Annotated in this window: 13 protein-coding genes, 1 tRNA gene and 1 pseudogene; 10 read left to right on the top strand and 5 right to left on the bottom strand. The window is 71.4% G+C overall.

The window, feature by feature from the left end; all coding sequences use genetic code 11:
- Positions 1-11: 11 nt before the first annotated feature.
- On the bottom strand, positions 12-281 hold the full coding sequence (locus ACIP6U_RS24110) for a GlsB/YeaQ/YmgE family stress response membrane protein (RefSeq protein WP_401721305.1): 270 nt from the start codon (positions 279-281) through the stop codon (positions 12-14).
- 243 nt (positions 282-524) lie between these two features.
- Between ACIP6U_RS24110 and ACIP6U_RS24105 the strand changes: the two genes are divergently transcribed.
- The 4 genes from ACIP6U_RS24105 (at position 525) to tatA (ending at position 5,885) form a co-directional block, all read left to right on the top strand.
- Positions 525-896 carry an ArsR/SmtB family transcription factor gene (locus ACIP6U_RS24105; RefSeq protein WP_401721302.1) on the top strand — a complete coding sequence of 124 codons (372 nt, stop codon included), beginning with the start codon at positions 525-527 and terminating at the stop codon, positions 894-896.
- On the top strand, positions 889-3,612 hold the full coding sequence (mgtA, locus tag ACIP6U_RS24100) for a magnesium-translocating P-type ATPase (protein ID WP_401721299.1): 2,724 nt from the start codon (positions 889-891) through the stop codon (positions 3,610-3,612). The genes ACIP6U_RS24105 and mgtA overlap by 8 nt, the downstream gene beginning before the upstream one ends.
- A gap of 147 nt (positions 3,613-3,759) precedes the next feature.
- Positions 3,760-5,559 (top strand): LCP family protein, encoded by a 1,800-nt coding sequence (locus ACIP6U_RS24095; protein ID WP_401721297.1) that lies wholly within the window; start codon positions 3,760-3,762, stop codon positions 5,557-5,559.
- A gap of 86 nt (positions 5,560-5,645) precedes the next feature.
- Positions 5,646-5,885 carry a Sec-independent protein translocase subunit TatA gene (gene tatA / locus ACIP6U_RS24090; protein ID WP_401721294.1) on the top strand — a complete coding sequence of 80 codons (240 nt, stop codon included), beginning with the start codon at positions 5,646-5,648 and terminating at the stop codon, positions 5,883-5,885.
- A gap of 7 nt (positions 5,886-5,892) precedes the next feature.
- On the opposite strand, the pseudogene ACIP6U_RS24085 reads toward tatA, so the two are convergent.
- Positions 5,893-7,035, bottom strand: a pseudogene (locus tag ACIP6U_RS24085) (N(5)-(carboxyethyl)ornithine synthase); the annotation flags it as partial.
- A 10-nt stretch (positions 7,036-7,045) separates the two neighbouring features.
- Positions 7,046-7,213, bottom strand: a complete 168-nt coding sequence (locus ACIP6U_RS24080; RefSeq protein WP_401721291.1) for a hypothetical protein — start codon at positions 7,211-7,213, stop codon at positions 7,046-7,048.
- A 91-nt stretch (positions 7,214-7,304) separates the two neighbouring features.
- On the opposite strand from ACIP6U_RS24080, the gene ACIP6U_RS24075 reads away from it, so the two are divergent.
- From ACIP6U_RS24075 to ACIP6U_RS24065, 3 genes are all read left to right on the top strand, one after another.
- Positions 7,305-8,543 (top strand): hypothetical protein, encoded by a 1,239-nt coding sequence (locus ACIP6U_RS24075; RefSeq protein ID WP_401721289.1) that lies wholly within the window; start codon positions 7,305-7,307, stop codon positions 8,541-8,543.
- 186 nt (positions 8,544-8,729) lie between these two features.
- Entirely contained in the window at positions 8,730-9,170 is a 441-nt protein-coding gene (locus ACIP6U_RS24070; RefSeq protein ID WP_401721286.1) for a VOC family protein, read from the top strand.
- A 364-nt stretch (positions 9,171-9,534) separates the two neighbouring features.
- Positions 9,535-9,819: a hypothetical protein gene (locus tag ACIP6U_RS24065; protein WP_401721510.1), complete on the top strand. Its 285-nt coding sequence runs from the start codon at positions 9,535-9,537 to the stop codon at positions 9,817-9,819.
- A 280-nt stretch (positions 9,820-10,099) separates the two neighbouring features.
- Here the strand turns inward: ACIP6U_RS24065 and ACIP6U_RS24060 are convergent, their stop codons facing one another.
- Both ACIP6U_RS24060 and ACIP6U_RS24055 read right to left on the bottom strand, forming a co-directional pair.
- A complete protein-coding gene (locus tag ACIP6U_RS24060; protein ID WP_401721283.1) occupies positions 10,100-10,399 on the bottom strand; it encodes a hypothetical protein in 300 nt (99 codons plus the stop codon).
- A gap of 91 nt (positions 10,400-10,490) precedes the next feature.
- Positions 10,491-10,563: transfer RNA gene (locus ACIP6U_RS24055), tRNA-Arg, on the bottom strand.
- Between the two features lie 323 nt (positions 10,564-10,886).
- Here ACIP6U_RS24055 and ACIP6U_RS24050 point away from each other — a divergent pair.
- From ACIP6U_RS24050 to ACIP6U_RS24040, 3 genes are all read left to right on the top strand, one after another.
- Positions 10,887-12,494 carry a dynamin family protein gene (locus ACIP6U_RS24050; protein WP_401721280.1) on the top strand — a complete coding sequence of 536 codons (1,608 nt, stop codon included), beginning with the start codon at positions 10,887-10,889 and terminating at the stop codon, positions 12,492-12,494.
- Positions 12,495-12,497: 3 nt separating this feature from the next.
- Positions 12,498-14,528: a GTP-binding protein gene (locus ACIP6U_RS24045; RefSeq protein WP_401721277.1), complete on the top strand. Its 2,031-nt coding sequence runs from the start codon at positions 12,498-12,500 to the stop codon at positions 14,526-14,528.
- A 300-nt stretch (positions 14,529-14,828) separates the two neighbouring features.
- Positions 14,829-15,302, top strand: a complete 474-nt coding sequence (locus ACIP6U_RS24040; protein ID WP_401721274.1) for a single-stranded DNA-binding protein — start codon at positions 14,829-14,831, stop codon at positions 15,300-15,302.
- Positions 15,303-15,546: the final 244 nt, after the last annotated feature.

The raw sequence follows: 15,546 nt of genomic DNA, 5'->3' as shown, positions 1-15,546 counted from the left end.
GCGGCGCCTGGTCAGTCGCGGCGCGTGTTGCCGAACAGCAGGCGGTAGCCGATCAGCAGGACCAGCGAGCCGGCGATCGCCGAGCCCCAGGTGTAGAGGTCGAAGAAGTGGTTCTCCACCGGGCGGTCCAGGAAGCGGGAGGAGAGCCAGCCGCCGACGAAGGCGCCCGCGATGCCGATGAGGGTGGTGCCGATCAGACCGCCCGGGTCGCGGCCGGGCAGCAGGATCTTGGCGATCGCTCCGGCGAGCAGGCCGAGGATGATCCAGCCGATGATGCCCACGTCGTTGTCCTCCAGTAAGGGTTGCTCAGTCGGTTGCTTGGTTGCGCAAGCCTAGGTCGGATACCCCGTTCCATCGCCGGTGATCACGAGATCGTCGAGGTTCTGTCACTCGCTCAAGACATTGCGCAATCCGCGAACTCCGGGCACGAGCGGCGGGCGCTGTCGGTGCCGCCGCCTAGACTGGGCGAGCGTGTGGATGTCGGGTGAACGACGGCTGTGACATGGGTGGGACGGGAGCGGACTGTGGCGGAGAACGTCGGGGGCGTAGGGAGCTACGAGGACCCGTCCGCCGAGGTTCTTACGGAGGCGGCCGCGGTGTTCGGCCTGCTCGCCTCCTCGGCCCGACTGCACATCATGTGGGCGCTGTCCCAGGGCGAGAGCGACGTCACGCACCTCGCCGACCGGGTGGGCGGCGCGCTGCCCGCGGTCAGCCAGCACCTGGCCAAACTGAAGCTCGCCGGGCTCGTCCGCTCCCGCAGAGAGGGCCGGCGGCAGGTCTACTACGTCGACGACCCCGACATCGTGACCGTCGTGCGCGTGATGGTCGGCCAGCTGACCGCCCGCTCGCACCAGACCACCGCGCCGGTACGTCGGCTGCGCGGGACCGGTGCCTGAGCCGACGGCGGCCGAGGGAGCTGGCCTGCGCACCGCCGTATCGACCGGGTCGGCCGGGGCGGCCGTGCCGGTCACGCCCGCCGACGCGTCGGTACCAACCGTGCTCGAAGAGCTGCGGCGACTGGAGAGCAGCCCGCGCGGGCTGACCCGGGCGCAGGCGGAGGAGCGGCTGGCGCGGTTCGGCGAGAACACGCTGCCGGCCCGTCGCGAGGCCTCCTGGGCACGGCTGTTCGTGCGCAGTCTGCGGGACCCGTTCACCGCGGTCCTGTTGTGCCTCGGTCTGGTGTCGGCCGCGGTCCTCGCCTGGGGCACCGCCTCGGTGATCCTCCTGCTGGTCGTGGTCAGTTGCGTGCTGCGCGCGTCCGGGGAGCACCGCGCCGACCGCTCCATGGCCGCGCTGCGCGAACTGGTCGCCACCACCGCCACCGTGCTGCGCCGCGCCGACGACGACGCGTCACCCACCGTCCACGAGATCGTCGTGGACGAACTGGTCCCGGGTGACGTGATCCGCCTCGGCCCCGGAGACGTGGTCCCGGCGGACGTACGTCTGCTGCGCGCGAGCGGCTTGAGCGTGCACCAGGCCGCCCTCACCGGGGAGTCCGCGCCGGTCGCCAAGTCCGCCGCCGATGTGCCGGGCGCGGTGGACGACGTAGAAGGCGGCCTTCTCGGTGAACCGCCCGTGTCCGTCGGCCCGTTCGAGCAGCCGCAGCTCTGCTTCCAGGGGAGCAGCGTCGCCGTCGGCAGTGCCACCGCGATCGTCACCGCGACCGGCGCGCACACGCGGTTCGCGGCCGCTCACGGTCGTACCGCCGACCGAGTCGGGGCGAGCGCCTTCGACCGTTCCGTGCACGGCATCTCGTGGATCCTCATCCGGTTCATGCTGTTGACGCCGCCGCTGGTGCTCATGGCCAACGCGGCGCTGCGGGGGCGCGGTCTGGAGACGTTGCCGTTCGCCGTCGCGGTGGCCGTCGGGCTGACGCCGGAGATGCTGCCGGTGCTCGTCACCACCTGCCTGGCCCGCGGCGCCTCGCTGCTGGCCCGCGCCCACGGGGTGATCGTCAAGCGGCTGCCCGCGCTGCACGACATCGGCGCGATGGACGTGCTGTGCCTGGACAAGACCGGCACGCTCACCCAGGACCGGCCGGTCGTCGACAGCGCCCTCGGCCCGGACGGCCGCGACGACCCCGAGGTGCTGCGCTGGGCCGGCGTCAACGCCTGGTGGACCCTCCAACTCGCCGACCTGCCCGCCCCCGACGCCCTCGACGAGGCGCTCCTGGACGCGGCGGACGAGGACGAGCTCATGGCCTACGACGGGACCGCGGCCGTTCCCTTCGACCCGGTCCGGCGCCTGGCCACCGCCGTCGTGCGCACCCCCGGCCGCCTCGGCACGCACACCCTGGTCGTCAAGGGAGACGTCGAGGCGGTGCTGGAGCGCTGCGTGTTCGAGGAGAACCAGCGCGAGGGCGAGGGTGGAGGCGAGGGCGGAGGCGCGCGTGATCGGGTGCGGGGCCTCGCCGCCCGGCAGGCCGCCGCCGGGCTGCGTGTCCTGGCGGTCGCCACCGCCGAACGCCCGGCACGCGCGCGTGCGTACACGCCGGCCGACGAACGCGGCCTCACCTTCCGCGGCCTGGTCACCCTGCGGGACGCCCTCGCGCCCACCGCCGCCGACGCGCTGCGGGTGCTCACCGACCGCGGTGTCGCCGTGAAGATCCTGACCGGCGACCACCCCGGCACCGCCGCCCGCGCCTGCCGCGACCTCGGTGTCCCGGTCGCCGACGGGACCGTACTCACCGCCGACCGCATCGACGGCCTCGGCGACTCCGAACTCGCCGAACTGGTCGGCCGTACAACGGTGTTCGCGCGCTGCACCCCCGAGCACAAGGCCCGGATCACGCACGCCCTGCGGTCCGCCGGGCACACCGTCGGGTTCCTCGGGGACGGCGTCAACGACCTGCCCGCGCTGCGCGCCGCCGACGTCGGGATCGCGCCGCGGGGCGCCGCCGACGTGGCCCGTGAGGGCGCGGATGTGGTGCTCGCCGAGAAGGACCTCACCGCGGTCGCCCACGCCGTCGCGGCGGGCCGGTACGCGGGCGGCAACATCGCCACGTATCTGCGCGTCACGCTCTCCTCGAACCTCGGCAACGTGATCGCGATGCTCGGCGCGGGGCTGCTGCTGCCGTTCCTGCCGATGCTGCCGGCCCAGGTGCTGACGCAGAACCTGTGCTTCGACGCGGCACAGCTGGCCTTCGCCCACGACCGCCCGAACGCGGCGGTGCTGCGTCGGCCGACCGTGCTGCGCCCGCGCGCGCTGCTGCGGTTCATCGTCGGGTTCGGCGCGCTGAACGCCGTGGCCGACCTGGCCACCTTCGGTGCACTCGCGCTCGCCCTGCACGGGCCGGGGACGGGGGACGACGAAGCGGCGTTCCACTCCGGCTGGTTCACCGAGAACCTGCTCACGCAGGCGTTGGTGATGGTGCTGCTGCGGGTCGGCAGCCGCGCCGCGCAGGGGCGCCGGCCGGGTCCGGTGGTGTGGTCGGCGGTCACCCTGGCCGTGATCGGCCTGGCCCTGCCGCCGTCACCGCTCGGCGCGATGCTCGGCCTGACCGCGCTCCCCGCCGTGTACTACCTGCTGCTCGCCGCCGTTCTGGTCCTCTACGCCGGCGCACTCCTGGCGGCCCGGAGACGGTACGAGCGGCGGCACGACGGGTTTCGGTGACGTCGGGTTCCCCCGAGACCCCTTGAGATCCCTCACCTGTGAATCGGGCGGGAGCCTGTCCTGAACCGGCCAGGGGTTTGTTAGATTGCGCAACTACGCAACCCAAGGAGCCCCTGCTCGGGCCCGAACCGTTCAGGGGAGTGGGAGATGAGCGACCCGTGGGACGGCAGGGGCGGCCAGGCCACCCGCAGCCGTGGTGACCGGGTGCCCGGGCAGCACGCGAAGTCGTCCGGGGGGACGGGGAGATCGGGTGGCGGCGCGCGGAGGTCCGACGGAGAGCCGCGAAGGTCCGCCGGAGAGCCGGGGAGGTCCGCCGGAGCGCGACCGGTGGGCGGCGGTCGGGCGGCGGCGCGGGAGGCCGCCCGCGCGCGCGGTGGCAGGGGGGCGCGCAGGGCGCGTCCGGTGCGGCGCGGCAGGCGGATCCTGAGGACCGTAGGACTGTGTCTGGCCGTGCTGGTGATCGCCACGGCCGGGGCCGGCTGGTGGTTCTACGAGCACCTGAACGGCAACATCAACAGCGTCGCGCTCGACGGCAAGGGCGGCTCGGAGAAGGCCGACGCCTTCGGGCGTACGCCGATCAACATCCTGGTGATGGGCTCGGACGGGCGGACCAGTGCCGCCGACTGCAAGCTGGGCGGCGGCTGTTCGCAGACCGGCGTGCAGAGCGGCAGCGGGAACGCGGACGTACAGATGGTGGTGCACATAGCCGCCGACCGCTCCAACGCGACCATCATGAGCATCCCGCGCGACACCATGACGAACGTCCCGGCCTGCAAGGACACCGCGAACGGCACGTCCACCGCCGGGTACTACGGCCAGATCAACAGCGCTCTCCAGTACGGTCCGGCCTGCCAGGTGGCCACGATCCACCAGCTCACCGGCATCCCCATCGACCACTTCGTCAAACTTGACTTCTCGGGGGTCGTCAAGATGTCGGACGCGGTGGGCGGCGTCCCCGTGTGCGTCAGCAGCAACGTCTACGACACCTACTCGCACCTCAAGCTCTCCAAGGGCACCCACACCCTCAAGGGCGAGGCGGCGCTGCAGTTCGTCCGCTCCCGGCACGGCTTCGGCGACGGCAGCGACCTCGGGCGGACCGTCTCCCAGCACATCTTCCTCAGTGCGATGATCCGCAAGTTCAAGAGCGCGGGCACGCTGACGGACCCGACCGCGGTCTACGGTCTCGCGGACGCCGCCACCAAGGCGCTGACCGTGGACGACGGGCTCGGCACCGTCAAGAAGCTGATCTCGCTCGCGGCCGACGTGAACAAGGTCCCCACCAAGCGGATGACGTTCACGACCATGCAGACGGCCCCCGACCCGGCCGACGAGAACCGTGTCGTGGTGGGCGCGGGCGCCAGGACGCTCTTCTCCACCATCGCGGGCGACCAGCCGCTGACCGACGGTTCCGGCAAGAAGTCCGCAGCGGCCGCGACGACCGCGAAGCCCTCGGCCACGGTCCAGGCGGTGCCCGCCGCCCAGATCGCGGTGACCGTGGAGAACGGCACCCAGATCACCGGCCGCGCCTCCACCGTCGCGACCGCCCTCACGGACCAGGGCTTCAGCCCGGCCACGACCACGGCCAACGCGCCGAGCCCCGCGACGACGACCACGCTCACCTACGGCACCGGCCAGAAGGGCGAGGCCCGCACGGTCGCCAAGTCCCTGGGCCTGCCCACCTCACATCTGGAGCAGGGCACCGGGACGGGGCTGACCCTGGTGATCGGCGGCGACTGGCCGAGCGGGAGCGACTACCCGGGGGGTACGTCCTCGCCGGCCCCGGCCGACACCGCCGCCGCGGTCTCCAACGCCCACGCCTCCACCGCCGACCAGTCCAAGACCTGCGCCAAGGTCAGCCCGTACAAGACGGTCAGTCTCAACGGGGTGGCGATGACGCCGGCGCAGGCTTATGCGGCGGCGAGCGGTCGGCGGGACTCCGACGAGTGAGGGTGCGGGGGATCGGCTCCTGGCTCAGGGTTGTACAGTTGCGCAAGACTGCAATAGAGCGCGGGGGATGAGAGAGGGCGTACGACATGCTCCGTAACGGACTGGAACCCTGGCACCTGCTGGTCGTGGCGATCCTGTTCATCCTGCTGTTCGGCTCGAAGAAGCTGCCGGACGCGGCGCGCGGGCTGGGCAAGTCGATGCGGATCCTCAAGAGCGAGGCGAAGGCGATGAAGGAGGAGGGGGCGATGGAGTATTCGGAGTCCCCGCAGCAGTCGCAGCCGGTGCAGTCGCCTCAGCCGTCCGGGCCGGCTCAGTCACCTCAGTAGGCGGCAAGGGTGCGTGCGGGTACGTGGCCGAGCGGTGCTGGAACGAGAGGATCTTCGGGTTCTGGATGACGCCGTCGCGGATCTCGATGGCCTTCTTGAGGGTGACGTCGGCGTCCCAGGCGGCAGGGCCGCTCATGACCTTGCCGAGGTAGGGGAGGAGCGCCTCGCTGATCTCCCAGCTGGCGGAGTTCCAGAGGTGGGACGGACTGTGGTCCACGGCGTAGTAGTGGCAGCCCGGTCCCACCGTGTGCATCGGCTCGCCGAACGTGGTCGGGCGGGCCCAGGCGAAGCCCATGCCCTCGTCGCAGGAGACGTCGATGAAGAAGGTGCCCGGCTGGAACAGGGCGAGTTCCTCGTCGTTGACGAACATGAGGGGCGCGTCGGTGTCCTGGAGGACGCAGTTGACGACGATGTCGAACCCGGCGAGGTACTGCGCGAGCGGCACGGGGCCGAGCCCGGTGACCGCCTGCAACCGCGACGGATCGTCCTCCTGCTCCTCGAAGTGGCCCATGACGACCGACGGCATCGGTGAGGCGACGGCCGCGGCGGCCCGCTGCGTGAGCACAGTGACGTCGGAGACGCCCATGGCGCCCAGGCCCGTGACCGCGCCGCGCGCCGTGGCGCCGAAACTGATGACCACCGCGCGCAGCCGACGCCCGTAGCTCCCGGTCAGCCCGCCGAGCTGAAGGGCGTGCAACACCGAGCAGTAGCCCGCGAGTTCGTTGTTCTTGTGGAACACGTGGACGCTGAAGGCGCCGGTGGAGGTCCAGTGGTTCATGGCCTCCCAGGCGATCAGGGTCAGCCGTCGGTCGATGGCGAGCTGCGTCATCTTCTCGTCCTGCACGCAGTGCGGCCATCCCCACAGCGTCTGGCCCTCGTGCAGTTCGGCGACGTCGTCGTGCATCGGTTTGGGCAGCATCACGACGTCACAGTCGGCGAGCAGCCGCTCACGGGAGCGCAGGCCGGCCACGAGGGGGCGCAGCGCGTCGTCGGCCACGCCGAAGCGTTCGCCGTAGCCCTGTTCGAGGAAGATGCGCTCTCTTATGTCCGGAGCGATCCGGTCGAGATGGCGGGGGTGCAGCGGCAGCCGGAACTCGTTCTCCTTGTGCGAGGAGGCGAGTACTCCGAGAGACAGCAGGCTCGGGTTCATGTGGGGCGGCTCATTTCCGACCGGTCGCGATGGCTCCGGCCGCCTTGCCGTTCCCCGAGGGCGACGCCGAAACGGTGACGGCGTGCGAGGTGCGCTCGGTAGGCCCACGGTACTCCGGTCCTGGCTCGATCCCGTCCGCCGGCAGTCCGGCCGACGGCGTGCCGCGCAGGTCGGACACGGTGTGGATGCGATGGCCTCCGTCCAAAACCTCGGTGTCGACGGGCCCGTTCCCTCGCGCTCGACGGCTCCCGCCTGACAGGCTCGGGCCCGTGACGTACGTAGTGACTGTGGACACCTGCATCCCGGAGGGCACTCCGGAGATGGACCCGCTCCAACGCGCCGGCGCCGTGGCGCTCATCGAGGACGGATTCGACTCTGTACGGGCCGTGGAGGGACCCGACGGCGTGGAGGTCGACGTCCTCGACACCATCGTCGCCGTCCACCCGGGCGGCGCCCTGCTGAAGGTCGTCGTGGACGCCCCGGCCCTGGAACTCGCCGAGGAATCGGTGCAGGCGCTGGTCGACGAACTGCTGGAACGCTCCGAGCTGTTGGCCGACTGGACGATCGACCGCTGCGAGGTCGAACTCCACCCTGACCTGGCCAGACAGAGCCTCGACGCGGCGGAGGGCCCGGACGCCCCGCCCGACGACCCCGCCGCCCGCAAGGCCCGCCACACCGGCGGCCCGACGACCGAGAGCACCGACGGGGGCTACGACGCCGAGGCGAAAACGGCGGCCGTACGACGGCAGATGCTGGAGCTGGCGGACCAGCTGCGGTCGTTCTCGCCGGCCGCGTTCGGCGTGATCGAGGACGAGGGGCAGGGGGAGGGCGAGGACGCGGAGAAAGAGGGCGAGGGGGCAGGGGGCGACGGCGGCGGCACCGGGGTCCCACCGGCCAGCGCGCGTCTGGCCGCCGGTGCGCTGGTCTACGCGATCGACTTCCTCGTGGACGAGCTGTTCGAGGACGTACAGGTGCTGACGCAGGAGGAGGCGACCGTCGCGGAGTGTGAGGGTCCGCTGTGGCACCTGGAGCGACTTCCCGACCGGTACGCGCTCAACTACGACGCCCGCTTCTCCCGGCGCTTCCTGGTCACGGTGATCGCCATGACCACCCGCTTCACCGACGGCAGCTTCCAGCGGCTCAGCTGCGTCGCCGAGGAACTCGCCCTCCGCTTCCTCCTCAGCCAGGCGACCACGACCCTGGAGCTGTACGGCCTCCTCGACGACGACGTATCGGCCGCTCTCGAAGCGTTCGCCGGCAACGTCTACGAGGACATGGGCCACGAGTGGCTCTACGACGACTCGATGGACGGGATCGGGGGGATCGGAGCGATCCAGGGGATCCAGGGGGTCGACGCGGCCGAGGGGGTTGATGGGATCGGCGGAGCTGTGGCGGGGGCCGCGCCCGGAGGTGTGCCCGTGGCGTTCAAGGCCTGGTTCACGCCGTTCAACGAGGGCCGATACGTCCATCCGTCGGCGGCGGGGGAGCCTGAGGCGGCGGTGCAGTGACGCTTCTTCGGGCGGCGGGGCCGGCCCTGCGGTGGGCGGTGCATCCGGATGAATCTCACGTGAGGCGCGGTCCGATCCAGATTTTCTGAGTTGGGCCGTCCGCGGATGTCGAGAACGTGACACCGGCTCCGTCCCAGGGACATCAGCGGCCACCACCGGCCGTACGAGGAAGAAGGAGAAGCCGTCATGGCGATTCAGCGGATGGACAACGTAGGCATCGTCGTCGAGGACATGGACGCCGCCGTCGCGTTCTTCCTGGAACTCGGTATGGAGCTGGAGGGCAGGGGAGAGGTCCAGGGCCCCTTCGCCGACCAGTGCACCGGACTCGACGGCGTCCACTGCGAGATCGCGATGGTCCGGACCCCGGACGGTCACAGCAAGCTCGAACTGGCGAAGTACCGCAGCCCCAAGGCGACCAGCGACGGGCCGCGCAACCGGCCGCACAACATCCTCGGCACGCACCGCGTCATGTTCGCCGTCGACGACCTTGAGGACACGGTTGCCCGCCTGCGCCCGCACGGCGCCGAACTCCTCGGCGAGATCGCCCGGTTCGAGGACATCTATCTGCTCTGCTACGTCCGGGGGCCGGAGGGCATCATCGTGGGGCTGGCGGAGCAGTTGGGCTGAGACGGAGGAGGAGCAGCGCGTTCTTCGGCGGCAGCATGGGCAGCCAAGTGGCTTCCGGAGGCTGGGCGGAGAGCTGAGACTGTGAGCCGTGAGTACCGACTGGAGTTTCATCGCGACCACGGGCGGTGCCGTACTGACAACTCTGCTGGGCGTTTTCGCCGGCTCCATGGTGAGTAGCAGGGCGCAACGAGGGCAGCGGTCGTGGGAACGGCAGACGGATGCCTGCGCTCAGGTGCTGCGGGAGTCCGCCGCGATCCTGGTTGCTCTGAGCCAACTGTCTCAGGAGACGAGAGGGCGACCAGTGGGCGAGCCGGATGGCGCCCTCACGGCTATCAACTGGCGGCCGTGGAACGACGCTTTGGCCATGGTGAGTCTCGTTGCCGACTACGACGTCGCCCACGCGGCTCATGCGATCGACGAGCAGATCTGGCGAACGCATCTGGCCCTCGTTCGGGAGACGTCCACGCAGGAACGCTGGTTCGAGCTGCGGGACTTGGTCGAGGGCCGTCGTCAGTCCTTCGCCGGAGTCGCACGCAGGCGGCTGGCCGTCCCGGGACCCGTGCCGAGCCGTCTTCACGGTCGGCCGGATCCGCACGACCCGGTGTGGACGCGTCCGGAACCCCCAACACCCCTGCCGGACAACGGCTGAGGAAGCCCCCCGGGGGGAGGGGGGAGGAAATGGCGGTGATCCTCCAAGGGATGCCTGCGGAGGGTGTGGGGATGCGGTCGTCGACTACGAGCACCTCATCAGCGAGCCGGGTCCTCGCCCGGCGCAGATCGTCGAGTCGAACCTTCAGCGCCTCGGCCTCGACGGGACCGGACCGGAGTTCGTGCGGCGACTTCACGAGAACGAGGGCGCCAAAGATCGGTTGGTGCGCGTTGGGTCACCGCCGGCATTCGGCAGTGACCGTAGGCAGGCTCCCGCTGAATCAGAGGACCTCGGTCTGCTGCGGGAGCACGCAGTGGGAGTACTCGCCGACCTGCACGATGTAGCCCTTCGGCGGCTCCAGGCAGGTCGTCCGCCAGCGGTTCGACGTGGCCACACGCTCGTCCTGCTCGATGAGGCACGCGACGATCACACCGCGACTGCCCACGATCTCCGGCCCGAGCCGGACCAGTTCCGGAATCGGTGGGTGTGGCGTCGTCAGTTCCACCATCTCGCCGTAGGCCAGCGTGGCCTGATCGGGCCAGGGAGTCTCGTCCACCAGCCACCGATGCTCGACGGTCATGAGCCCCTCCTGGACGGGGCCCAACGTTCGCGCGCCGCTGCATCCACTCCGAACAGCAAAAACGCCCTCCCGAAGGAGGGCGGAGACGGTGCGCCCCCGGCAGGACTCGAACCTGCGGCCAAGCGCTTAGAAGGCGCCTGCTCTATCCACTGAGCTACGGGGGCCGGTGTGGTGGCCTCGTGTCTGGTGCTGCCCGGGTGTGGGCTGATCCGTGACGTTGCCGGGGACAAGGATAGGGCTCCCGCGTCCTTGTCCCTGTTGCTTCGCCTCCGTGGCTCGATGTGGAGGTTCAGTGAAGCGGTCCTGATAATCGCAGGCAGGTACGAATCGTGCATCGCTTTTGGCCGCTCACGCCCCGGGTGTTGTGCACTCGTTATGCCTGGACTGTGGCCGCGTCCCAGTCATCCCTTCCATCCCTTGTGTCCGGTCGGCGCGCAGACATGCTCATATGCTTCAGAATTCCCCTAAAATTGGGCATTCTTCACATGTGGTGACCTTGGACGTACGGCCTCAGCTGCTCGACGCACTCTCCGCCCTGCGCGACCGTGTCGCCGCCGCACGCTTCCCGCTGCCCCTGGCGGGGGCTCCACGCGCGCGTGCCAACCGCGACGAACTGCTCGCACAGCTCGACGACTATCTGGTGCCCCGGTTGCGAGAGCCCGAAGCGCCCTTGCTGGCCGTGGTGGGCGGTTCCACCGGCGCCGGCAAGTCGACCCTCGTCAACTCCCTTGTGGGCAGGCGGGTCAGCGAGGCGGGCGTCCTGCGGCCGACCACGCGCACACCGGTGCTGGTGTGCCACCCGGAGGACCATCACTGGTTCAGCGGGATGCGCGTGCTGCCCGACCTCACGCGCGTGTGGGTGCCCCATCAGGAGCCCGGGGACGACCTGCTGCTCCCGGGTGAGAACCCCGCGCGCGTGCTGCGCGTCGAGACCGCCGAGACCCTCCCGCGCGGCCTCGCCCTCCTCGACGCCCCCGACATCGACTCCCTGGTCGCCGACAACCGCGTCCTGGCCGCCGAGCTCATCTGCTCCGCCGACATCTGGGTGATGGTGACCACGGCCGCCCGCTATGCCGACGCCGTCCCCTGGCATCTGCTGCGCACCGCCAAGGAGTACGACGCCGCCCTCGTGACGGTCCTGGACCGCGTGCCGCACCAGGTCGCCTCCGAGGTGTCCCGGCAGTACGCGGCGCTGCTCACCAAGGCCGGCCTCGGTGACGTGCCCCGCTTCACCGTGCCCGAACTCCCCGAGTCGGCCTGGGGCGGCGGGCTGCTGCCGGCCACCGCCGTCGCCTCGCTGCGCAACTGGCTCATCCACCAGGTGCAGGACCCCGTCAATCGGCAGCACACCCTGGCCCGCACCGCGTACGGCGTCCTCGACTCGCTCAAGTCCCGGATGCCCGAACTGGCCAGCGCCGCCGCCGCGCAGTACGCGGCCGCCCTCCGGCTCACCTCCGCCGTCGACGCGGCCTACGACAGCGAGCACGCGCGCGTACGAGGGCGGTTGCAGGCCGGCGCCGTGCTCGCGGGCGACGCGCTGAAGCGCTGGCGCGCGTTCCCGGTCGACTGCTCCGCCGGCGAACTCCTCGACGCCCTCATGGAGAGCCTGGCAGCCCTCCTGCTGTGCGCCGTCACCGCCGCGGACGAGCGCGTGGACGAGACCTGGCGGCGCGAACCCGCGGCGGGCGCCCCCGGTCTCACCGACCGCGACCCCTCCCTGGAGAGCGCCGAGCACCGCATCGGGATGGCGGTACGGCGCTGGCGGCGCGAGGTGGAGGAGTACGCCGAGGAGGAGGTGCGCGACCTCGACCGCACCGTCGCGCCGGACCCCGAGGTGGTCGCCGTACTGGTCGCCACCGCGCTCCTGGGCGGGCGCCGGGCGCGTTCGGCCGGTGAGGGGCTCGCCGAGCGGATCGGCGCGCACGGGGCGCTGCGGCTGCGCGACCGGGGCGGGCGGCTGCTCACCGAGTACGTGGACCGCGTGCTCCACACGGAGCGCGAGCGCCGCCTCGCGCCCCTCGACGCACTCGACGTACACCCCGAACCCCAGGCCGAACTCATCGCCGCGCTGTCCGTACTGCAGAAGGAGAGGTGACCGGTGACCGCCATCACTGACCAGGACCACACGGATCACGCCGATCGGACGGAACACGCTGATCAGGCGGGGGAGGCAGAGGCCGCGGACGGGCATCCGGAAAAGGGTCCCCTTGAAGAGGGCGTTTCCGAAAAAGGCCTCCCTGTAGGGGACGCATCCGAAAACGACTCCCCTGTAGAGGGCACTTCGGACGCACATCCCCTCGGAGAGGGCGACGAGGACGGCACGCATGCGCGCGATGACGCCGACGCCGGCAGCGGACGTAAAGACGACGACACCCACACTCGTACGGACTCCGCGGCCGCGGAAGCCACGAGTGTCTGGGACGACGGGCTGATCGCACGCCGCGTGGCCGAGGACGGCACCGTCGCGCCCGGGTACGTGCCGCCCGTGGTGGAGACCAGGGGGCCCAGCGCGCAGGCGATGGCCGCGCCGCTCGCCTACGACGGCCATCTGCGGTCGCGGCTCGACGCGTTGCGGGAACTGGTGGGGCTCTCGCGGACCCGGCTCGACAGCCGGACCCTCGCCGAGGCCGGGCGGGTGCTGGACGAGGCGGCCGCGCGCCGCCGGCTGTCCGGGCAGCACACCGTCGTGGCCATCGCGGGAGCGACCGGCAGCGGCAAGTCGCAGCTGTTCAACGCCCTCGCCGGAGTGGCGATCTCGGAGACCGGCGTACGCCGGCCCACCACCGCGGCCCCCATCGCGTGCAGTTGGAGCGACGGGGCCGCGGGACTCATCGAGCGGCTCGGCATCCCGCCCCGGCTGCGGCGGCGGCCGTTGCAGAGCGCCGAGGCGGAGGCGCAGCTGCGCGGGCTCGTCCTGGTGGACCTGCCCGACCACGACTCGGCGGCCGTCCAGCACCGGGAGCAGGTGGACCGCGTCCTGGCGCTCGTCGACGCGGTCATCTGGGTCGTCGACCCCGAGAAGTACGCGGACGCCATGTTGCACGAGCGCTATCTGCGGCCCATGGCGGGCCACGCGGAGGTCATGTTCGTCGTCCTCAACCAGACCGATCGGCTGCCCGGCGAGGCCACCGAGCAGGTCCTGGACGACCTACGACGGCTCCTCGACGAGGACGGGATCGCGCTCGGCGAGTACGGCGAACCGGGCGCGACCGTGCTCGCCTTGTCCGCCCTCACCGGGGACGGCATCGGCGAACTGCGCGAGGCGCTCGGCCAGTTCGTCGCGGAGCGCGGCGCCCCGGCGCGCCGTATCTCGGCCGACCTGGACGCCGCCGCGACGGGGCTGCGGTCCGTCTACGCCACTCGGCGCCGCACCGGCCTCAGTGAGGAGGCACGCGACGAGTTCGCCGCGCGGCTCGCGGACGCCGTGGGCGCCACCGCGGCGGGCGAGGCCGCCGAGCGCGCGTGGCTGCGCAACGCCAACCGCGCGTGCGGGACGCCCTGGCTGCGGCTGTGGCGCTGGTACCAGGACCGGTACGAAACCCCCACGGGGCGGCTCCCGTTGCGCACGCAGGAGGACGAGGAGGCCACGGCCCGCCAGCGCGTCGAACAGGCGGTCCGCACGCTGGCCGACCGGGCCTCGGCCGGGCTGCCCGCGCCGTGGGCGCAGGCGGTGCGCGAGGCGGCCGTACGGGGCTCGCAGGGGTTGCCCGAGGCGCTCGACGAGCTGGCGGCGCGGGCCGGACTGCCACCTGGGCGCCCGCCCAGGCCGGGCTGGTGGCCCGGGGCGGTGCTGACCCAGGCCGCTATGACGATCCTTCAGGTCGTGGGCGGGCTGTGGCTGCTGGGCCAGATCATCGGCTTCATGGCACCGAACCTCGGGGTGCCGGTGCTGCTCATGGTGGCCGGGATCATCGGCGGGCCCCTCGTCGAGTGGAGCTGCCGGATGGCGGCACGGGGTCCCGCGCGGCGGTACGGGACGGACGCGGAACGGCGGTTGAGGGAAGCGGCCGCCGGGTGCGGGCGGGCTCGGGTGCTGGATCCGGTGGCGGCGGAGCTGCTGCGGTACCGGGAGGTACGGGAGCAGTTCGGACGGGTCGCGGGGGTGGGGGCGGCGGCGGGCACGCGGTGACGCCGGTGACCCGGTGGCGCGGTGACGAGCGAGGGCTGGTCGGGGTGGACCCGGCCGGCCAAGGGGGCCGGGTGAATGGAGTCATGACGGTGGATCACTCGTCCGGGTGACGGAGTTTTCCACAGGCGGAGGGTGGTCCACAGGGCTCAGCGGGCTCGGCCCGACGGAGGCAGTCTGGCGGTGCGGCGATCGCGACGGACGTGATCGCCGCGGCGGCGAAAGACACAGACGCAGCCGTACGGGACGGGCCCGTAGGCATGTCCGCCCGGCCTCCGCGGCCGGGCGAGGGAGGGGTTCGTGATGAACGAGACGATCATCTGTGCCGTGGGGAACGTGGCGACGCAGCCGGTGTACCGGGAGCTGGCGTCGGGACCGTCCGCGCGGTTCCGGCTCGCGGTGACCGCGCGCTATCTGGATCGCGAGAAGAACACGTGGACGGACGGGCACACCAACTTCTTCACGGTGTGGGCCAACCGGCAGCTCGCGACGAACGTGGCGGCGTCGCTCAGTGTGGGCGACCCCGTCATCGTGCAGGGCCGGCTGAAGGTGCGCACGGACGTGCGCGAGGGACAGAGCTGGACCTCGGCGGACCTGGACGCGGTGGCCATCGGGCACGACCTCGCACGCGGTACGTCGGCCTTCCGGCGGGCGAACAAGCAGGAGCCGGGATCGGCCGCCGCGTCCGCGCAGCCGGAGCCCAACTGGGAGACACCGCCGGGCGGTTCGGAGGCGGACTTGTCCCCACAGGAGCCGGAACCTGTGGCGGTGACGTGATGGTGGACAGTGCCCCGAGCTGACCGGACTGCGGCTTATCGGCGAATGCGCCCGGTGCGGCCTGGTGCGGGCCGGTGGATTTGTCGATAAGCCCTGCTCGGGCGCGGTCCTGGCGATAACGATTCCGAGTCGGATCGTTTGTCCGACGGTATGACCGGGAGGCGTGGTGTGCCGCGTCCCTAGGATGCCGGTGATATCTCTCGGGGCTTCTGATTCTGCTGGTGGGACCACACCCCCCACGTCA

Origin of the sequence: Streptomyces sp. NPDC088794 (assembly GCF_044750545.1) — a bacterium.
Classification (GTDB): domain Bacteria; phylum Actinomycetota; class Actinomycetes; order Streptomycetales; family Streptomycetaceae; genus Streptomyces.
This window is presented reverse-complemented; position numbering and strand designations above follow the sequence as displayed.

Bases quoted from the DNA above. Each gene is read 5' to 3' on its own strand.
- ACIP6U_RS24060 (WP_401721283.1), bottom strand. From the start codon at position 10,399: ATGACCGTCGAGCATCGGTGGCTGGTGGACGAGACTCCCTGGCCCGAT.
- ACIP6U_RS24065 (WP_401721510.1), top strand. From the start codon at position 9,535: ATGGTGAGTCTCGTTGCCGACTACGACGTCGCCCACGCGGCTCATGCG.
- ACIP6U_RS24095 (WP_401721297.1), top strand. From the start codon at position 3,760: ATGAGCGACCCGTGGGACGGCAGGGGCGGCCAGGCCACCCGCAGCCGT.
- ACIP6U_RS24040 (WP_401721274.1), top strand. From the start codon at position 14,829: ATGAACGAGACGATCATCTGTGCCGTGGGGAACGTGGCGACGCAGCCG.
- tatA (WP_401721294.1), top strand. From the start codon at position 5,646: ATGCTCCGTAACGGACTGGAACCCTGGCACCTGCTGGTCGTGGCGATC.
- ACIP6U_RS24070 (WP_401721286.1), top strand. From the start codon at position 8,730: ATGGCGATTCAGCGGATGGACAACGTAGGCATCGTCGTCGAGGACATG.